We start from the raw sequence: 18,378 nt of genomic DNA, 5'->3' as shown, positions 1-18,378 counted from the left end.
CGGCCATGGCAGACGACCCCTTCGTCATCGGCGGCCTCACCCTCTCCTCGCGCCTGATCATGGGCACGGGCGGGGCGCCGAGCCTCGACGTCCTCGAACGGTCCCTCGTCGCGTCCGGCACCGAGCTGACCACCGTCGCGATGCGCCGCCTCGACCCGGGCGTGCAGGGCTCGGTGCTCTCCGTGCTCGACCGGCTCGGCATCCGCGTCCTGCCGAACACGGCGGGCTGCTTCACCGCGGGCGAGGCCGTCCTGACCGCCCGCCTCGCGCGCGAAGCGCTCGGCACGGATCTGGTGAAGCTGGAGGTGATCGCCGACGAGCGCACGCTGCTGCCCGATCCGGTCGAGCTCCTGGACGCCGCCGAGGTCCTGGTCGACGACGGCTTCACGGTCCTTCCGTACACGAACGACGACCCGGTGCTCGCGCGGAAGCTGGAGGACGTGGGCTGCGCGGCGATCATGCCGCTCGGCTCCCCCATCGGCTCCGGGCTCGGCATCCGCAACCCGCACAACTTCCAGCTGATCGTGGAGCACGCGCGCGTGCCGGTGATCCTGGACGCGGGCGCGGGCACGGCTTCCGACGCGACGCTCGCGATGGAGCTGGGGTGCGCGGGTGTGATGCTCGCCTCCGCGGTGACGCGGGCCCAGGAGCCGGTCCTGATGGCGGAGGCCATGCGGCACGGCGTCGAGGCGGGGCGCCTCGCGCACCGGGCGGGGCGGATCCCGCGGCGGCACTTCGCGGAGGCGTCGTCTCCCGGGGAGGGCATGGCCAGGCTGGATCCGGAGCGGCCGGCCTTCTGAACGCCGACGTGATCCCCGGTGACGGTCACAGCTCCGCTGCAGTCTGGCCGCAGAGCATCCGCGCGGGCGGCGCCGACAGTGCGGGCTCGTAGACTCCCCTGCGTGGACACGACCCTTCAGGACCCCCTCGTCGGGCAGCTGCTCGACAGCCGTTACCGGATCGACGGGCGCATCGCGGTCGGCGGCATGGCCACGGTCTACCGGGCCGTGGACACCCGCCTGGACCGCGTGCTCGCGCTCAAGGTGATGCACCCGACGCTGGCGGCGGACGCCTCCTTCGTCGACCGCTTCATCCGCGAGGCCAAATCGGTCGCCCGCCTCTCCCACCCGAACGTGGTCGGCGTCTTCGACCAGGGCACGGACGGGTCGTACGTCTACCTGGCGATGGAGTACATCGCGGGCTGCACCCTGCGCGACGTCCTGCGCGAGCGCGGCGCCCTGCAGCCCCGCGCCGCGCTCGACATCCTGGAGCCGGTCCTCGCGGCACTCGGCGCCGCGCACCGCGCCGGGTTCGTGCACCGCGACATGAAGCCCGAGAACGTACTCATAGGGGACGACGGCCGGGTCAAGGTCGCCGACTTCGGGCTCGTGCGCGCGGTGGACACCGTCACGAACACGACCGGCACCGTCCTGGGAACCGTCTCCTATCTCGCCCCCGAGCAGATCGAGCACGGCACGGCGGACACCCGCGTCGACGTGTACGCGTGCGGGGTCGTGCTCTACGAAATGCTGACCGGCGCCAAGCCGCACTCCGGCGACTCCCCGGCCCAGGTGCTCTACCAGCACCTCAACGAGGACGTGCCGCCCCCGTCGGCGGCCGTCCCCGGGCTCGCCTACGAACTCGACGAGCTGGTCGCGTCCGCCACGGCCCGCACGCCCGACGTCCGGCCCTACGACGCGGTGGCGCTGCTCGGGCAGCTCAGGCAGAGCCGGGCCGTCCTGTCCGAGGAGCAGCTGGACGCGGTGCCGCCGCAGGCGCACACGACGGACCACGACAACGCGGAGGACCGCACGAGCGTGATCCCGCGCGCGGTGCGGCCCGTCCAGCTGGCGCTGCCGGAGGAGAACGGGCAGGACGGCCAGGACGCGCTCAACCGCACCAGCATCCTTGCGCCGCCCCCGCCCGGCCCGCCCGCCCCCACCCGGGCGGCCTCCCGCAGGCGGCTCGACCCGCGCCGCCGGATGGTCGCCGTGATCGCCGCCGTGTTCCTGGTCCTGGGGCTCGGCGCGGGCGTCTGGTACATCAACTCCGGCCAGTTCACGAAGGTCCCGCCGCTGCTGTCGAAGACCGAGGCGCAGGCGAAGCAGCGGCTCGAAGAGGCCGGGCTCGACGTGAAGGAGATCAAGCGCGAGTTCAGCGACACCGACAAGCGCGGCACGGTCATGGCCAGCGACCCGGCCGTGGGCCAGCGCATCCGTGACAACGGCAAGGTGACGCTGACCGTGTCGCGCGGCCCGGAGAACGTCAAGGTTCCGGACGTCAAGGGCATCCCGCTGGCGACGGCCAAGAAGGAGCTGAAGAACTCCGGGCTCGAACCGGGCATGGTCACCAAGTCCTTCAGCGAGAGCGTCAAGAAGGGGGCCGTGATCAGCACGGAGCCGCGGGCGGGCTTCACGCGCAAGGCCGGTTCGGCGATCGCCATCGTCGTCTCCAAGGGCGCACCGATCGAGACCCCGGACGTGACGGGCGATTCCGAGGAGGACGCCGTCGCCGAGCTGGAGGAGGCCGGTCTCAAGCCGGAGATCGCGACGGAGCGGGTCTACTCGGACGAGGACAAGGGCACCGTCGTCGAGCAGTCCCCCCGCGACGGCAAGACGCTCGCCGAGGGCGACACGGTCAAGCTGACGCTCTCCAAGGGCCCCGAGATGATCGAGGTCCCGGACGTGACCGGCATGAAGGTCGGCGAGGCCACCTCCGCGCTCGAGGACGCGGGCTTCGACGTGGACGAGGACCGCGGTCTGCTCGGCATCTTCGGCGACACCGTGAAGGACCAGTCGGTGGACGGCGGCGACAAGGCGCCCAAGGGTTCGACGATCACCATCAAGATCCGCTGAGCCACCGGCCGCGGGCCCTGACCGCCTGGGCCCGCGGACCGGGTGGACCGCTGCCGGAGCCCCTACGCGCGCGTGCCACCCTGGAGCGCGTGAGCAGCAACGATTCCCCCAGCACGACGTCCAGGGGCGCGGCGTCCCGCAACCCCGTCGGCGGCCATGTCCCGGTGGCCGGCGGCCTCGCGTCCGTCGGCCTCTCGTACGCCCGCGAGCTGGCCGCCGAAACCGTCCAGGTCTTCGTCGCCAACCCCCGCGGCTGGGCGACCCCGCCCGGCAACCCCCGGCAGGACGAGGAGTTCCGCGCGGCCTGCGCCGCCGAGGACATCCCCGCGTATGTGCACGCGCCCTATCTGATCAACTTCGGCTCGCACACCGAGGCGACCGTCGAGAAGTCCGTGGAGTCCCTGCGCCACTCGCTGCGCAGGGCCCGCGAGATCGGCGCCCTGGGCGTCGTCGTGCACACCGGCTCGGCGACCGGCGGCAGGGAGCGGGCCGTCGCCCTCGCGCAGGTGCGGGAGCGCATGCTGCCGCTGCTCGACGAGCTGACGCACGACGACGACCCGTATCTGCTCCTGGAGTCGACCGCGGGCCAGGGCTCCTCGCTCTGCTCCCGCACCTGGGACTTCGGCCCGTACTTCGAGGCGCTCGACTCCCACCCCAAGCTGGGCGTCTGCCTGGACACCTGCCACATCTTCGCGGCGGGCCACGACCTGACCGGCCCGAGCGGCATGCGGCAGACCCTCGACCTGCTCGTGGAGACCGTGGGCGAGGGCCGCCTGAAGCTCGTGCACGCCAATGACTCCAAGGACGTCGTCGGCGCCCACAAGGACCGTCACGAGAACATCGGCACCGGCCACATCGGGGCGGAGCCGTTCCGCGAGCTGATGGCCCATCCCGCCACCGAGGGCGTGCCGCTGATCATCGAGACGCCGGGCGGCAAGGAGGGGCACGCGGCGGACGTGGCGCGCCTGAAGGAGCTGAGGCGCGGCGAGTGACCTCTTGAGGAATACCCCCAGGGGGTATACGGTTCTTGTCAGACGGCAGGAACCGCTATCCGACGTTGGGGGCTTCTCATGCAGCACGACACTCACGCCGAGCACCACGGGCACGGGCAGCACGGGGGCCACGACCAGCGCGCGGACCACGGGCAGCACCAGGGCCACGCGCAGCACGAAGGTCACGCACACCACGCCGACCACGCGCACCACGGTCACGCCCACGGCATCGGCAAGGTCAGCTGGCGCATGGCCGCCCAGGCCACGCTCCACTGCCTCACCGGCTGCGCCATCGGCGAGGTGCTCGGCATGATCATCGGCACCGCGCTCGGCTGGGGCAACATGCCGACGATGATCCTCGCGATCATCCTGGCCTTCGCCTTCGGTTACGCCCTCACGCTGCGCGGCATCCTCAAGGCCGGCGTCGACTTCAAGACGGCGTTCCGCGTCGCGCTCGCCGCCGACACCCTGTCCATCGCCGTGATGGAGCTGATCGACAACGGCGTGATCGCGCTGTGGCCGGGCGCCATGGACGCCCACCTCGCGGACGCGATGTTCTGGTGGGTCCTCGCCATCGCCCTGGCCGCCGCGTTCGTGATCACCACGCCGGTGAACAAGTGGATGATCGGCCGTGGCAAGGGCCACGCGGTGGTGCACCAGTACCACCACTGACCTGCGAGGACAGCAGGCGCCATGACTAGAGCTCGGGGCCGTCCCCGGGCTCTTCCTGGTACGAGTAGCGCTGCTCGCGCCAGGGGTCGCCCACGTTGTGGTAGCCCCGCTCCTCCCAGAAGCCGCGGCGGTCGGCGGTCATGTACTCGATGCCGCGGACCCACTTGGGACCCTTCCAGGCGTACAGATGCGGCACCACGAGCCGCAGCGGGAATCCATGCTCAGCGGTGAGCAGTTCACCGCCCTTGTGGGTGGCGAAAATCGTGCGCTCGGACCGGAAGTCCGCCATCCGCAGATTCGAGCTGAAGCCGTACTCGGCCCAGACCATCACATGCGTGGCGTTGGGCGCGGGCGGTGCGATCTCCAGGAGCGCCTGGGCCGGTACGCCGCCCCATTCGGCGCCCAGCATGCTGAACTTCGTCACGCAGTGCAGATCGGCGACCACCGTGGCGTACGGCAGGGCCGAGAACTCCTCGTGCGTCCAGCAGTGCTTCTCGCCGTCGGCGGTGGCCCCGAAGACCCTGAACTCCCAGCGCTCGGGGCGGAACTTCGGCACGGGTCCGTAGTGCGTGACCGGCCAGCCGCGCTGCAGCCGCTGCCCCGGCGGAAGCTCCGGCTCCGCTGCCTGTCGAGATGCGCGTTCCGCCGGCTGACCCATGACTCCATCCTGACAGACCCTGGGCGGTGGACGTGACCAGGCGAAGCCCGGCATAGACGGATTCGGGCAACTCCTACTAAGCGTGCACTTACTGGACGGGTTCCGAACGCCGGTGCAAGGATGCGCGCTACCTGCCCAGTCACCCGTGTGGAAGGAGCCTCTGCGATGCAGGGCGACCCCGAGGTCATCGAGTTTCTCAATGAGCAGCTGACCGCCGAACTCACGGCGATCAACCAGTACTTTCTCCACGCCAAGATGCAGGAGAACTTCGGCTGGACCAAGCTCGCCAAGTACACCCGGTCCGAGTCGATCGACGAGATGAAGCACGCGGAGGTGCTCACCGACCGGATCCTGTTCCTCGACGGCCTGCCCAACTACCAGCGGCTCTTCCATGTGCGCGTGGGCCAGACGGTCACCGAGATGTTCCAGGCCGACCGGCAGGTCGAGGTCGAGGCGATCGACCGCCTCAAGCGCGGGATCGAGGTGATGCGCGGCAAGGGAGACATCACGTCCGCGAACATCTTCGAGTCGATCCTGGAGGACGAGGAGCACCACATCGACTACCTCGACACCCAGCTCGAACTGGTCGAGAAGCTCGGTGAGGCCCTCTACATCGCGCAGCTGATCGAGCAGCCGGAGGGCTAAGCGGCTTCGTCGAGCTCGGTGAGCACGGGCTCGCCCTGGTCCGCGAGCTCGCGGCGGGGGCACGCGCCACGGCCCAGCAGCGCCTGGATCCGCCGTACGCACGAACCACAGTCCGTGCCCGCCTTGCAGGCCGACGCTATCTGGCGGGGGGTGCAGGCACCGTCCTCCGCGTGCTTCTTCACCTGCGCCTCGGTGACCCCGAAGCAGTTGCAGACGTACACGCGGTTCACCTCCCGGACAGGACTTATCGGTAGCGCCGTCCCGATTGATCGGTGAGGCTAACCTAACCTTACCCGCGACATCGGGCACACAAAAGCCCCGGATACGCCGGTGGGGCGCGGATCACATGGATCCGCGCCCCACTCGTACGTACGGCGAGAACTACTGGTCCCGGTACATCTCCGCGACCAGGAAGGCCAGGTCCAGGGACTGGCTGCGGTTCAGGCGCGGGTCACAGGCCGTCTCGTAGCGCTGGTGCAGGTCGTCGACGAAGATCTCGTCGCCGCCGCCCACGCACTCGGTGACGTCGTCACCGGTGAGCTCGACGTGGATGCCGCCCGGGTGGGTGCCGAGGGCCTTGTGGACCTCGAAGAAGCCCTTGACCTCGTCGAGCACGTCGTCGAAGCGGCGGGTCTTGTGGCCCGATGCCGCCTCGTAGGTGTTGCCGTGCATCGGGTCGGTGATCCAGGCGACGGTCGCACCGGACGCGGTGACCTTCTCGACGAGCTCGGGCAGCTTGTCGCGGACCTTGTCGGCGCCCATGCGGACGATGAAGGTCAGCCGGCCGGGCTCGCGGTCGGGGTCGAGGCGCTCGATGTACTGCAGCGCCTCCTCGGCCGTCGTCGTCGGGCCGAGCTTGACGCCGAGGGGGTTGCGGATCTTCGAGGCGAACTCGATGTGCGCGTGGTCCAGTTGACGGGTGCGCTCGCCGATCCAGACCATGTGGCCCGAGGTGTCGTAGAGCCGCCCGGTGCGGGAGTCGACGCGGGTGAGCGCCGACTCGTAGTCGAGGAGCAGCGCCTCGTGGGAGGCGAAGAACTCGACGGTCTTGAACTCCTCCGGGTCGGTCCCGCAGGCCCGCATGAAGTTGAGCGCGTTGTCGATCTCGCGCGCCAGCTGCTCGTAACGCTGGCCGGACGGCGAGGACTTCACGAAGTCCTGGTTCCAGGCGTGCACCTGGCGCAGGTCCGCGTAGCCGCCCGTGGTGAAGGCGCGCACGAGGTTGAGCGTCGACGCGGAGGCGTTGTACATCCGCTTCAGGCGCTCGGGGTCCGGGATCCGGGCCTCTTCGGTGAAGTCGAAGCCGTTGACGGAGTCGCCCCGGTAGGTCGGGAGCGTCACGCCGTCGCGGGTCTCGGTCGGCTTGGAGCGCGGCTTGGAGTACTGCCCCGCGATGCGGCCCACCTTCACGACGGGCACGGACGCCGCGTACGTGAGGACGGCGCCCATCTGGAGCAGGGTCTTCAGCTTGTTCCGGATGTGATCGGCCGATACGGCATCGAAGGCCTCTGCGCAGTCGCCGCCCTGGAGCAGGAACGCCTCTCCCTTGGCGACGGAGGCCAGTCGGGCGCGCAGCTGGTCGCACTCGCCCGCGAAGACGAGCGGCGGATACGACTCGAGGTCCGCGATCACATCGCGCAGAGCCTCGGCATCGGGGTACTCGGGCTGCTGCGCCGCGGGAAGGTCTCGCCAGGTGTTGCCACCGGTGGTGGTCTTAGCGTTCACGGTCACCCCGCCAACATTACGGGGTGATGCGCGCCGTCCATTCACCCGCTCACGAAGTGAGACGGAGCCGACACAGCGGAGTGCCCCACTCCGGCTGCGCGTTCGGCTGCGGACGGTGCGGCGAGCGCGTATGCGCGGTGCGTCCGGCGAGCAGTTTCATCCGGTACGCGTCCCGACGGCTGCCGGGCGCTCCCGGCCGATGCGGTTGAGCAGGCGGGACCACAGGAGCCGGTCCAGAACGCGCGGACGCGTCTGCAGAACATGGCGTACGCGGCAGTGGTCGCCGTCGACCGGTTCGACCGTCAGCTCGGGCACTGGTGTTCGTTGCGCAGCAAGGCCCGGCCGCCCTGCGGCGGGCGACGGGCTCGGCGCCCATCCCGACGAGGCCCTCGACCTCCTGATGATGCGCTAGGGTGCCGGACATGCGTACGCAGACGACGTTCTCGACCCAGAACTGGTGGTGGCCCGCTCATCCGGCGGCCCACTGACTGCGCGTACCCACACACTCGCGAAGGCCGCCCGAGAGGGCGGCCTTCCGCGTTTTCCGCACCGGGCCGTTCCTCTCCCCGTTGAGAAGGAACAGCACCGATGCAGCTGACAGACCTCCTGTCCGACGACCGCCCGTTCGCCCTCCTTCGACGCCGCACGCCGGGGCGCGACCACGACACCGTCGAGGTGCTCGTCGGCCCGACGGATACGTACGAACGGCTCGCGGACATCCCCGAGGGCCTCGCCCTCATCCCCTTCCGGCAGATCAGGGAACGCGGCTTCGACGTCCGCGACGACGGCACGCCGCTGACCGTCCTGGCCCCCGAGGAGACGTACGAACTCCCGCTCGCCGAGGCCCTGTCGGCGCTGCCCGCGCACGACGTGCGGGTCGACGGCGGGGCCTTCGACGTGGACGACGCCGCGTACGCGGACATCGTGGGACGGGTCCTGCGCGAGGAGATCGGGCGGGGCGAGGGCGCCAACTTCGTGATCCGGCGTACGTACGAAGGGGAGATCCCCGGCTTCGGCAGGGCCGATGCCCTCGCGCTCTTCCGGCGGCTCCTGGTCGGCGAGCGGGGCGCGTACTGGACGTACGTCGTGCACACCGGGGACCGGACGCTGGTCGGGGCGAGCCCCGAGGTGCATGTGCGGATGTCCGGCGGGACCGTCGTCATGAACCCCATCAGCGGGACCTACCGCTACCCGGCCGACGGGCCCACCCCCGACGACCTGCTCGCCTTCCTCGCCGACGGCAAGGAGATCGAGGAGCTGTCGATGGTCGTCGACGAGGAGCTCAAGATGATGTGCACGGTCGGCGACATGGGCGGGGTCGTGATCGGGCCGCGCCTGAAGGAGATGGCGCATCTCGCGCACACCGAGTACGAGTTGCGCGGCAAGTCGTCGCTGGACGTGCGGGAGGTCCTGAAGGAGACCATGTTCGCGGCGACCGTCACCGGGTCGCCCGTGCAGAACGCCTGCCGGGTCATCGAGCGCCACGAAGCCGGTGGCCGGGGCTACTACGCGGGCGCCCTCGCCCTCATCGGCCGCGACGCGGGCGGCGCGCAGACCCTGGACTCCCCCATCCTGATCCGCACCGCCGACATCTCCGCGGCGGGCGCGCTGCGGGTGGCGGTGGGCGCCACGCTGGTGCGCGGCTCGGACCCGGCGGGCGAGGTCGCCGAGACGCATGCGAAGGCGGCGGGGGTGCTTGCCGCGCTCGGCGTGCGCCCCGGGCGGCCCCGGCACGAGGGCACGCGGCCCGCCCTCGCCGACGACCCGCGCGTGCGGGCGGCCCTTGACGGGCGGCGTGCCGGGCTCGCGCCGTTCTGGCTGCGGATGCAGGAGCCGTCCCACGAGCTGGCCGGGCACGCGCTCGTCGTGGACGGCGAGGACACGTTCACCGCGATGCTCGCGCACGTCCTGCGCTCGTCCGGCCTCCGGGTGTCGGTGCGGCGGTACGACGAGGAGGGGCTGCGGGCCGCCGTGCTCGCGCACGAGGGGCCCGTCGTGCTCGGTCCGGGCCCCGGCGACCCGTCCGACCTCGCCGATCCGAAGATGCGGTTCCTGCGCTCCCTGACGGCGGAGGTGATCGGGGAGCACCGGCACGGTGTCCTCGGTGTCTGCCTGGGCCACGAGCTGATCGCGGCCGAGCTCGGCCTGGAGATCGTACGGAAGGACGTGCCGTACCAGGGCGCGCAGACGGGCATCGACCTGTTCGGGCGGACCGAGACCGTCGGGTTCTACAACAGCTTCGTGGCGCGCTGCGACGACGAGGCCGCGGCGGAACTGGCCGCGCACGACGTCGAGGTCAGCAGGGACGGGGCGAGCGGCGAGGTGCACGCGGTGCGGGGTCCCGGCTTTGCCGGTGTGCAGTTCCACCCGGAGTCGGTCCTGACGCTGCGCGGCGCCGGGATCGTGCGGGAGCTGCTCGGTCAGCTCCTCGCCACCGCGGGGACGAGCACGTTCTCCGAGCGGCGGCCCGCCTGATAGTCCAGGACGTTCTGCACCGTGGTGTCGATGATCTGGCCCACCGCGTCCACGGTGTAGTACGCCTGGTGCGAGGTGACCACGACGTTCGGGAAGGTCACGAGGCGGGCCAGGGTGTCGTCCTCGACGACCTCCAGGGACTTGTCGAGGAAGAAGAGCCCGGCCTCCGCCTCGTACACGTCCAGGCCCACGCCCGTGAAGCGTCCCGCCCGCAACTCCGTGACCAGCGCGTCCGTGTCGATCAGGCCGCCGCGGCTGGAGTTCACGAGGATCGCGTCGTCCTTCATCGTGCGCAGCGCGTCGGCGCCGATGATGTGCTGCGTCGAGGGGAGCAGCGGGACGTGCAGGCTGATCAGGTCGGCCTCGGCGAAGAGCTGGTCCTTCTCGACGTACTTCATGCCGAGCTCGACGCAGGCCGGGTTCTGTGCGACGTCCCAGCCGAGCAGGTTCATGCCGAAGCCGTGCGCGATCCGGGTGAACGCCTCGCCGATCTTGCCGGTGCCGAGCACCCCGGCCGTGCGGCCCCGCAGGTCGCGGCCCATCAGGCCGTCGAGCCTGAAGTCGAAGTCGCGGGTGCGGTTGGAGGCCCGGACGATGCGGCGGTTGACGGCCATCGCGAGGGTCCAGGCGAACTCGGCCACGGAGTACGGCGAGTAGTACGAGACACGGGCGACGGTCAGGCCGAGGCGCTCGGCGACCTGGAGGTCGATGTTGTTGAAGCCCGTGGAGCGCTGGGCGATCATCTGCGTGCCGCCGGCCGCGAGGGTCTGGAGCACGCGGTTGTTGAGCGTGGCGTTGACGCTGGACGAGATGATCTCGTAGCCCGCGGCGATCGGGGCGGTGTCCTCGTTCAGGAAGACGTCCAGGCAGCGGACGTCGTGGTGGCCCGCGAAGGCCCTCTCCATCAGCGGCTTCTCGTCGGACTGCACGCCGAACGCGAGGATCTCCATGGGCGTGAGTCTAGGTACTGGCCCCTGGGACGGCACCCGGAGCCGGGGGGCGGGTGCCGTCCCTTCGGGGCTCAGCCGAAGAAGACGCCGACCTCCGTGTACAGCTCCGGGTCCACCGTCTTCAGCTTGGCCGTGGCCTGGGCGATCGGGACGCGGACGACGTCCGTGCCCTGGAGGGCCACCATCTTTCCGAAGTCGCCGTCCTTGACGGCCTCGATCGCGTGCAGGCCGAAACGGGTGGCCAGCCAGCGGTCGAAGGCGCTGGGGGTGCCGCCGCGCTGGACGTGGCCGAGAACCGTGGTGCGCGCCTCCTTGCCGGTGCGCCCCTCGATCTCCTTGGCCAGCCACTCGCCGACGCCGGAGAGCCTGACGTGCCCGAAGGAGTCCTGCGTGCCGTCCTTGAGGACCATCTCGCCGTCCTTGGGCATCGCCCCTTCGGCGACGACGACGATCGGGGCGTACGACGCCTTGAACCGCGAGGTCACCCAGGCGCAGACCTGGTCGAGGTCGAAGCGCTGCTCGGGGATGAGGATGACGTTCGCGCCGCCCGCGAGGCCGGAGTGCAGCGCGATCCAGCCCGCGTGGCGGCCCATGACCTCGACGACCAGGACCCGCATGTGGGACTCGGCGGTGGTGTGCAGGCGGTCGATCGCCTCGGTCGCGATGCCGACCGCCGTGTCGAAGCCGAAGGTGTAGTCGGTGGCGGAGAGGTCGTTGTCGATGGTCTTGGGCACGCCGACGACGGGGACGCCGTACTCGTCGGTGAGCCGGGCGGCGACGCCGAGGGTGTCCTCGCCGCCGATCGCGATGAGGGAGTCGACCTCGTACTTGGCGAGGTTCTCCTTGATGCGGCGGACGCCGTTCTCCGCCTTGAAGGGGTTGGTGCGCGACGAACCGAGGATGGTGCCCCCGCGCGGCAGGATGCCGCGGACCGCGGGGATGTCGAGCTGGACGGTGTCGCCTTCGAGTGGACCGCGCCAGCCGTCCCGGAAGCCGACGAAGTCATAGCCGTACTCCTGCACGCCCTTGCGGACGACGCCCCGGATGACGGCATTGAGCCCGGGGCAGTCGCCGCCTCCGGTCAGTACTCCGACCCGCATGGAAAAGTCCCTTCGCCTCAGTGACCTGATGCGAGTCACGCTAATGGTGAGCCAGGTCACTCCGGGACGGTGCGAACGGTCAATTCCTTTGCGGTGCAGGGGAGTTGATCATGTGTGTTCACCCTTATGAGGGTCACGCGTCGTCGAGGCCCCGCTCGATCGCGTACCGCACGAGCTCCACCCTGTTGTGCAGCTGGAGCTTGCCCAGGGTGTTCTGCACGTGGTTCTGCACGGTGCGGTGCGAGATGACCAGGCGCTCGGCGATCTGCTTGTAGCTCAGGCCCTTGGCGACCAGGCGCAGCACCTCCGTCTCCCGGTCGGTGAGCTGCGGGGCCTTCTGCTCGTCCGGGGTGCCGGGCGCGGAGTCCGAGGCCAGCCTGCGGTACTCGCCCAGGACCAGGCCCGCGAGGCCGGGGGTGAAGACCGCGTCACCGACGGCCGTGCGGCGCACCGCGTCTATCAGCTCTTCCGTGGACGCCGACTTCAGGAGATAGCCGGTGGCGCCGGACTTGACCGCCTCCAGGACGTCGGCGTGCTCGCCGCTCGCCGAGAGGACGAGGACGCGCAGCGCCGGATTGGCGCCGACGAGTTCCTTGCAGACCTGGACGCCCGGCTTCAGCGGCAGATTCAGGTCGAGGACCAGGACGTCGGGGGCGGCGGCCTGCGCGCGGCGGACCGCCTGCTCGCCGTCGCCGGCCGTCGCGACGACGTCCAGGCCCGCCTCCGCCAGGTCGCGGGCGACCGCGTCGCGCCACATCGGGTGGTCGTCGACGACCATGACCTTGATCGGCGCGGCGTCCTCGGTGCCGCCCGCCCCCTGTGCCTGCTCCACGGACCGTTCCCGCTCTCGCTCGCTCATCGTGTCTTCTCCGCCTTCCCCCGTGTGTCCCGCGCCGCGCGCGGGACCTGCAATTCCACTTCCGTGCCCTGGCCCGGCACCGAGATCAGCTCGGCCGTTCCCCCGATGTCCCGCAGCCGCCCCCTGATCGACAGGGCGACCCCGAGGCGCCCCTCCCCCTCGGCCTCGGCGAGCCGCCCCTCCGGGATGCCGGGGCCGTCGTCGCGCACCGTCACGATCACCGCGTCCGGCTCGTCCTCGACCAGGATCCAGGCGTGCGCGTCCGCTCCCACGTGTCTGCGGACATTGTCCAGTGCGGCACTGACAGCGGCCGCAAGCTCCTTGGCCGCCCGCGGCGCGAGGAGGACCGGCGCCCCCGGTTCCGAGAGGGTCACCTTCGACCCGGCGTGCGGGAAGAGCAGCGACCGCAGATCGCAGGGCGTCGCCTCGTCCGGCTCCTCGTCCGGTTCCTCCACGGCGCGTACGAGGGCGCCCTGCGAGGCGTCCTCCGACGCGTGCGAGGTGCGCACCAGGCCCCCGGCGACCAGGCTGCGCAGCGCGACCTCCTGCTCCCCCGCGAGGCGGCCCAGTTCCGCGGCCTCGCCGCCGATGGCGGTGCCGCGCCGCTGCACCATGGCGAGGACCTGCAGGACGCTGTCGTGGATGTCGCGGGCGAGCCGCTCGCGTTCACGGGTCGCGGCCTCGATCTCCAGGGCGCGGGCGAGGGTGCGCTCGGAGGCGCGGGCGACCTCGACGACGTAGCCGATGGCGATGGAGGCGATGCAGACGAGCAGGACGTTGTGCACGGTGGACTGGGTGAGCTCGCCGCGCTGCACGATGTTGGCGACGCCGACGAGCGCGGACGCGCAGGCCGCCCACCGCCAGCCGCCCTTGATCGCGTACGCCAGGACGGCGCCCGCGGTCCATATGGAGGGCAGCGTCGGGCCCTCGCCGACGACCTGCTGGCGGGAGTCGGCGAGCGGGGTGAGCAGGATGCCGGTCAGCGCGACGGCCAGGTCCACGACGAGGAACCGCTTGGTGCAGCTCGCCGCGTTCGCGACCCGGGGCAGCGTGGCCAGGGTCCAGACGGCGAGCACCGAGAAGAACGCGATGGCCACCCAGGGGCGGTCGAACTTGTCGTACGCCCGCACGAACAGCGCGATCGCGTACAGCATCGTCAGCACGCGGTAGCCGGTGAGCGCACGCCACAGCGGCTGCTCGACCGACATCCTCATGACTCTTTCGCGCTTGGCCATGTCCCCCACCCCTGAACGGACGCGGCTAGGAGCCGGACCGTTCCTTGTCCCCGGCGTCCCCGGCACCCTCGGCGCCCTCGGCCTTCCCTGCCGCCTTCACGGCCTCGGCCTTCTCCGCCGCCTTGGCGGCCTTGGCCGCCTCGGTGATCTGGCGCTTCGCGGCCGTCGCGTACATGTCGACGTACTCCTGGCCGGAGAGCTTCATGATCTCGTACATGACCTCGTCGGTCAGCGCGCGCAGCACGAAGCGGTCCTGCTCCATGCCCTGGTAGCGCGAGAAGTCCAGCGGCTTGCCGATGCGGATGCCGGGCCGCATCAGCTTCGGCACCACCTTGCCGGGCGGCTGGATCTTCTCGGTGTCGATCATCGCGACGGGGAGCACGGGAGCGCCGGTGGCGAGCGCCACGCGCGCGAGGCCGCCGGGCTTGCCGCGGTAGAGGCGGCCGTCGGGCGAGCGGGTGCCCTCGGGGTAGATGCCGAAGAGCTCGCCGCGCTCCAGGACCTCGATGCCGCTCTTGATCGCCGCCTCGCCCGCGCCGCGCGCGCCGGAGCGGTCCACCGGGAGCTGTCCGACGCCCTTGAAGAAGGCCGCCGTGAGCTTGCCCTTCACACCGGGCGTGGTGAAGTACTCCGCCTTCGCGATGAAGGTGACCTTGCGGTCGAGGACCGCGGGGAGGAAGAAGGAGTCCGAGAAGGACAAGTGGTTGCTCGCCAGAATCGCGGGGCCCTCGGCGGGAACGTTCTCAAGGCCCTCCACCCAGGGTCTGAAGCCGAGCTTCAGGGGCCCTCCGATGGCAACCTTCATTGCGCCGTAGATCAAACCGAGTGCCTCCTGTTTCTGTGGATCAGACCTTAACCCGGGGTGCGGGCAATGGGCCCGACGACCCTGGTCGGTGTCAGTCCGGTCGCGTACGGTGAAGTACTCCTCGAATCGCCTTGAACCCGCTTGTCACCTCTCACGAAGGAGACCGAAGGTGCCGGTCCTCCCCGGAGCCGAGCCGTACCGCCACGAAGGCGGCGAGGTCGGCGTCCTCCTCTGCCACGGCTTCACCGGATCCCCGCAGTCGCTGCGCCCCTGGGCCGAGTATCTGGCGGAGCGCGGCCTCACCGTCTCGCTGCCGCTCCTTCCCGGGCACGGCACGCGCTGGGAGGACATGCAGATCACCGGCTGGCAGGACTGGTACGCGGAGGTGGAGCGCGAGCTGCGCGCCCTCCTCGAGCGGTGCGAGCGGGTCTTCGTCTTCGGGCTCTCCATGGGCGCCGCCCTCGCGCTGCGCCTCGCGGCCAAGCACGGCGACGCGATCACCGGCCTCGTCCTGGTCAACCCGGGGAACAAGGTGCACGGCCTGGCCGCGCACGCGCTGCCGGTCGCGCGGCATTTCGTACGGACGGCGAAGGGCATCGCGAGCGACATCGCCAAGGAGGGCTCCAAGGAGCTGGGCTACGACAGGGTGCCGCTGCACTCCGCGCACTCCCTGCGCCGCTTCTTCCGCCTGGTCGACGCCGAACTGCCGCAGGTGACCCAGCCGTTGGTGGTGCTGCACAGCCCGCAGGACCATGTGGTGCCGCCCGCCGACTCGGCCCGGATCCTCAGCCGCGTCTCGTCCAGGGACGTCAAGGAGATCCTGCTGGAACAGAGCTACCACGTCGCGACGTTGGACCACGACGCGGACCGGATTTTCGAGGAGAGTTACGCGTTCATCGGCCGGCTCGCCCCCAGCGTCGGTAAGGAAGGGACGGCCACCGGTGGCTGAGCACGAGGCGGACCGCGACGAGAGCCGCGAGGACAAGAGCCCCCAGGGCGAGGGCCACGAGGAGCGCGAGGACGCGCGGCGCGAGCCCGAGCAGGGCGCCGAGCAGACCCGGACGCCCGACGACGACGCGCTGCCGCTCGACGAGGACGCCGCCTGGCAGGCGATCGTCGCGGGGTACGGCGAGGAGCCCGCGGACCCGCCGGGCGCGAAGCCCTTCAAGTCGGTCGAGGACCTGGCACTCCTGGAGCCGGAGACGAACGGCTCGGCGGGCGCTCCCGGCAAGCCCGGGCCGGACGCCAAGTCCGGCACCGACAAGCCGCTCGGCAGCTCCGTCTCCTTCGCGCCCGGAGTCGGCGGCCCGCGCGACTACTCCACGCCCGAGCCCTCCGAGGAGGACTTCGACGCGGACGACGAGGGCCACTTCGTGCCGCCGGAGCCGCCGCCGCTGCCCGAGGCCGATGTGACGGCCAAGTTCGCCTGGCTCGCGGTGCTCGGCGGCCCGCTGCTCATCCTGCTCGCCGTGCTGCTCGGCTGGCAGATGACGTGGTGGCTGACCACGCTCGGCATCGGCGGCTTCCTCGGCGGCTTCGCCACGCTCGTGATGCGGATGAACAGCGGGGACGACGAGGACGAGGACGACCCGGGGCGCGGCGCCGTCGTCTGAGCCCCGTACACCGCGAAGGGCCCGTCCGGACACGCTCCGGGCGGGCCCTTCGGCATCCCGCGCCACCTCGATGGAACCCGATCCCGGCGAACGGCGAAGGAGAGGTGAACCACCAGAACGAGCCCAAGCCTTCGAGGCGTTCAGACGAACGAAAGGAGCCCCGATGACCGTCGAACCCGGCGTCCCCCTCCGCGCGGGCAGTCGCGAGCAGAGTGATGCCTGGTCAATCGAGCGGTCCCGGGACGAGCCCGAGCAGTTCGCCGTCCTCTTCGACCGGCACGCCGACTCCGTGTACCGGTACGCGGCGCGGCGGCTCGGTCCCGAGGCGGCGGAGGATCTGATGGCGGACACCTTCGCCACCGCCTTCAAGCAGCGCCACCGCTACGACCTGGCGCGGGCCGACGCCCGCCCCTGGCTGTTCGGCATCGCGACCAATCTCATCGGCAGACACCGCAGGGCCGAGGCCCGCCGCTTCAAGGCGCTGGCCCAGGTGCCCGCGCCGGTGCAGCACGAGGAGCCGGTCGCCGAGCGCGCGGTCGCCCGAGCGGGGGCCCGGGGGATCCGCCACGAGCTGGCGGCGGCCCTGGCCGGACTCTCCGCACACCACCGTGACGTGGTGCTGCTCGTGGCGTGGGCCGACCTCAACTACGAGGAGGCGGCCCAGGCCCTCGGGGTGCCCGTCGGCACCGTCAGATCACGGCTGCACCGGGCCCGCAGCACATTGCGCGAAGCACTGGGCGGATCCGATCCGACAGCTTTCCAGGAGGCACACGCCCATGAATGAGCTCGATGAACTGCGCGGCTGGGACGCGGGGGCTCCCCCGCTCGACGACGACACGCGCCACCGCGCGCGGGTGCGCCTGTTCGCCGCGATGAACGAACCGGCCGCGGCACCGCGTCCACCGCGCCGCCGCCCGGTGCTGCGCATCGCCGTCGCGGGGGCCGTCGCCGCCGCGGTGACGGCCACCGTCCTGGTCGTGGTGCGCGACGGCGACGGGCAGGAGCCCCGCGCCAAGGCGCCCGCCGCCAGCTCCCCCGCCCTGCGCAACGTCAGCGCGCGGGCCGTGCTCAACGGCGCGGCACAGTACGAGCGCACGCACGAGAAGACCGTCGCCCCGCGCGACGACCAGTACATCTACACGAAGGAGATCATCCAGGAGACCGAGAAGGGCACGGGCGAGGTCCAGCGGCACGTCGACGAGAACTGGCGCTCCGTGGACGGCTCCAAGCGCTCCTGGGTCATGGAGATCGGCAAGGGCTGGTGGTCGGAGCCGCTCAAGGAGAACGAGTCCGTCTGGCCGCCGCAGGACTGGGGCACCCTGAAGAAGCTGCCGACCGACCCGGAGAAGCTGATCCTCTCGCTGCTCCACAAGTCGGGCCCGAACGACAAGAACGACTCCCTGGACGAGATCACCGACCAGGAGTGGTCGGACATCCACTTCAGCCTGGCCGGTCTCCTGAGCCTGGTCCCCGTGATGCCGAAGGGCCTGCGCCCCGCCGCGTACGAGGCGCTCGGCATGGTCCCCGGCGTGCAGGCTGTCCCCGGCCAGCAGGACGCGAAGGGCCGCACGGGTGTCGCGATCACCTACGACGACCCGACGGTCGAGGGCACTCCGTACGGCGGGTTCTTCATCTTCAACCCGAAGACGTACGAGTTCCTCGGCTTCCGCGACACGCGCACCTCGGGCGAGGGCAAGAGCATGAAGACGTACACCCAGCTCTCGTACCTCGACAGCTGGGCGATCACCGACAAGGTGAAGCAGCGCCCCTGAGCCCCACCGCACGCCCACGAAG

The 18,378-nt window shown here is 70.9% G+C and carries 20 protein-coding genes; 11 read left to right on the top strand and 9 right to left on the bottom strand.

The features are described from left to right. Positions 1–5 precede the first annotated feature (5 nt). From ACFWZ2_RS32685 to ACFWZ2_RS32670, 4 genes are all read left to right on the top strand, one after another. The gene (locus ACFWZ2_RS32685) at positions 6–800 is read left to right on the top strand and encodes a thiazole synthase (protein WP_384551840.1); all 795 of its coding nucleotides are present in this window, start codon (positions 6–8) and stop codon (positions 798–800) included. 102 nt (positions 801–902) lie between these two features. Continuing rightward, positions 903–2,855 carry a Stk1 family PASTA domain-containing Ser/Thr kinase gene (pknB, locus tag ACFWZ2_RS32680; RefSeq protein ID WP_384551838.1) on the top strand — a complete coding sequence of 651 codons (1,953 nt, stop codon included), beginning with the start codon at positions 903–905 and terminating at the stop codon, positions 2,853–2,855. An 89-nt stretch (positions 2,856–2,944) separates the two neighbouring features. Next, positions 2,945–3,847, top strand: a complete 903-nt coding sequence (locus ACFWZ2_RS32675; RefSeq protein ID WP_384551836.1) for a deoxyribonuclease IV — start codon at positions 2,945–2,947, stop codon at positions 3,845–3,847. A gap of 78 nt (positions 3,848–3,925) precedes the next feature. Next, positions 3,926–4,519 (top strand): DUF4396 domain-containing protein, encoded by a 594-nt coding sequence (locus ACFWZ2_RS32670; protein ID WP_384551834.1) that lies wholly within the window; start codon positions 3,926–3,928, stop codon positions 4,517–4,519. Between the two features lie 25 nt (positions 4,520–4,544). Here the strand turns inward: ACFWZ2_RS32670 and ACFWZ2_RS32665 are convergent, their stop codons facing one another. Continuing rightward, the gene (locus tag ACFWZ2_RS32665) at positions 4,545–5,177 is read right to left on the bottom strand and encodes a sulfite oxidase-like oxidoreductase (protein ID WP_384551832.1); all 633 of its coding nucleotides are present in this window, start codon (positions 5,175–5,177) and stop codon (positions 4,545–4,547) included. Positions 5,178–5,342: 165 nt separating this feature from the next. Here ACFWZ2_RS32665 and bfr point away from each other — a divergent pair, with 165 nt between their 5' ends. Then, positions 5,343–5,822 (top strand): bacterioferritin, encoded by a 480-nt coding sequence (gene bfr, locus ACFWZ2_RS32660; protein ID WP_362340582.1) that lies wholly within the window; start codon positions 5,343–5,345, stop codon positions 5,820–5,822. Here bfr and ACFWZ2_RS32655 read toward each other — a convergent pair. From ACFWZ2_RS32655 to ACFWZ2_RS32645, 3 genes are all read right to left on the bottom strand, one after another. Then, positions 5,819–6,043: a bacterioferritin-associated ferredoxin gene (locus tag ACFWZ2_RS32655; protein ID WP_384551830.1), complete on the bottom strand. Its 225-nt coding sequence runs from the start codon at positions 6,041–6,043 to the stop codon at positions 5,819–5,821. The two genes, bfr and ACFWZ2_RS32655, sit on opposite strands and share 4 nt — an antisense overlap. 160 nt (positions 6,044–6,203) lie before the next feature. Continuing rightward, positions 6,204–7,553 (bottom strand): class II 3-deoxy-7-phosphoheptulonate synthase, encoded by a 1,350-nt coding sequence (locus ACFWZ2_RS32650; protein ID WP_384551828.1) that lies wholly within the window; start codon positions 7,551–7,553, stop codon positions 6,204–6,206. Positions 7,554–7,703: 150 nt separating this feature from the next. Then, positions 7,704–7,862 carry a hypothetical protein gene (locus ACFWZ2_RS32645; protein ID WP_384551826.1) on the bottom strand — a complete coding sequence of 53 codons (159 nt, stop codon included), beginning with the start codon at positions 7,860–7,862 and terminating at the stop codon, positions 7,704–7,706. A 107-nt stretch (positions 7,863–7,969) separates the two neighbouring features. Here ACFWZ2_RS32645 and ACFWZ2_RS32640 point away from each other — a divergent pair, with 107 nt between their 5' ends. Further along, a complete protein-coding gene (locus tag ACFWZ2_RS32640) occupies positions 7,970–8,035 on the top strand; it encodes a trp operon leader peptide (protein ID WP_384551870.1) in 66 nt (21 codons plus the stop codon). A gap of 100 nt (positions 8,036–8,135) precedes the next feature. Continuing rightward, positions 8,136–10,022: an anthranilate synthase family protein gene (locus tag ACFWZ2_RS32635; RefSeq protein ID WP_384551825.1), complete on the top strand. Its 1,887-nt coding sequence runs from the start codon at positions 8,136–8,138 to the stop codon at positions 10,020–10,022. Here the strand turns inward: ACFWZ2_RS32635 and ACFWZ2_RS32630 are convergent. The 5 genes from ACFWZ2_RS32630 to ACFWZ2_RS32610 all read right to left on the bottom strand — a co-directional run bounded on the left by ACFWZ2_RS32630 (position 9,968) and on the right by ACFWZ2_RS32610 (position 14,971). After that, positions 9,968–10,972, bottom strand: coding sequence for a 2-hydroxyacid dehydrogenase (locus tag ACFWZ2_RS32630; RefSeq protein ID WP_384551824.1), 1,005 nt, complete (start codon positions 10,970–10,972; stop codon positions 9,968–9,970). The two genes, ACFWZ2_RS32635 and ACFWZ2_RS32630, sit on opposite strands and share 55 nt — an antisense overlap. Before the next feature lie 71 nt (positions 10,973–11,043). Beyond that, entirely contained in the window at positions 11,044–12,072 is a 1,029-nt protein-coding gene (locus tag ACFWZ2_RS32625; protein WP_384551822.1) for a 6-phosphofructokinase, read from the bottom strand. A 133-nt stretch (positions 12,073–12,205) separates the two neighbouring features. Then, a complete protein-coding gene (locus ACFWZ2_RS32620) occupies positions 12,206–12,850 on the bottom strand; it encodes a response regulator (RefSeq protein WP_384551868.1) in 645 nt (214 codons plus the stop codon). A 77-nt stretch (positions 12,851–12,927) separates the two neighbouring features. After that, entirely contained in the window at positions 12,928–14,166 is a 1,239-nt protein-coding gene (gene macS, locus ACFWZ2_RS32615) for a MacS family sensor histidine kinase (protein ID WP_384551820.1), read from the bottom strand. Between the two features lie 25 nt (positions 14,167–14,191). Further along, positions 14,192–14,971: a lysophospholipid acyltransferase family protein gene (locus ACFWZ2_RS32610; RefSeq protein ID WP_384551818.1), complete on the bottom strand. Its 780-nt coding sequence runs from the start codon at positions 14,969–14,971 to the stop codon at positions 14,192–14,194. 169 nt (positions 14,972–15,140) lie between these two features. Here ACFWZ2_RS32610 and ACFWZ2_RS32605 point away from each other — a divergent pair, with 169 nt between their 5' ends. The 4 genes from ACFWZ2_RS32605 to ACFWZ2_RS32590 all read left to right on the top strand — a co-directional run bounded on the left by ACFWZ2_RS32605 (position 15,141) and on the right by ACFWZ2_RS32590 (position 18,356). Continuing rightward, positions 15,141–15,920: an alpha/beta hydrolase gene (locus ACFWZ2_RS32605; protein ID WP_384551816.1), complete on the top strand. Its 780-nt coding sequence runs from the start codon at positions 15,141–15,143 to the stop codon at positions 15,918–15,920. Next, positions 15,913–16,584 carry a hypothetical protein gene (locus ACFWZ2_RS32600; RefSeq protein WP_384551814.1) on the top strand — a complete coding sequence of 224 codons (672 nt, stop codon included), beginning with the start codon at positions 15,913–15,915 and terminating at the stop codon, positions 16,582–16,584. Before ACFWZ2_RS32605 ends, ACFWZ2_RS32600 begins: the two co-directional genes overlap by 8 nt. A gap of 163 nt (positions 16,585–16,747) precedes the next feature. Next, the gene (locus tag ACFWZ2_RS32595; RefSeq protein WP_384551812.1) at positions 16,748–17,368 is read left to right on the top strand and encodes an RNA polymerase sigma factor; all 621 of its coding nucleotides are present in this window, start codon (positions 16,748–16,750) and stop codon (positions 17,366–17,368) included. Beyond that, complete coding sequence (locus ACFWZ2_RS32590; protein WP_384551811.1) at positions 17,361–18,356, top strand: CU044_5270 family protein; 996 nt, start codon at positions 17,361–17,363, stop codon at positions 18,354–18,356. The genes ACFWZ2_RS32595 and ACFWZ2_RS32590 overlap by 8 nt, the downstream gene beginning before the upstream one ends. The last annotated feature ends 22 nt before the right edge of the window (positions 18,357–18,378 follow it).

It is taken from the genome of Streptomyces sp. NPDC059002 (genome assembly GCF_042740435.1).
In the GTDB taxonomy this organism is placed as follows: Bacteria; Actinomycetota; Actinomycetes; order Streptomycetales; family Streptomycetaceae; genus Streptomyces.
This window is presented reverse-complemented; position numbering and strand designations above follow the sequence as displayed.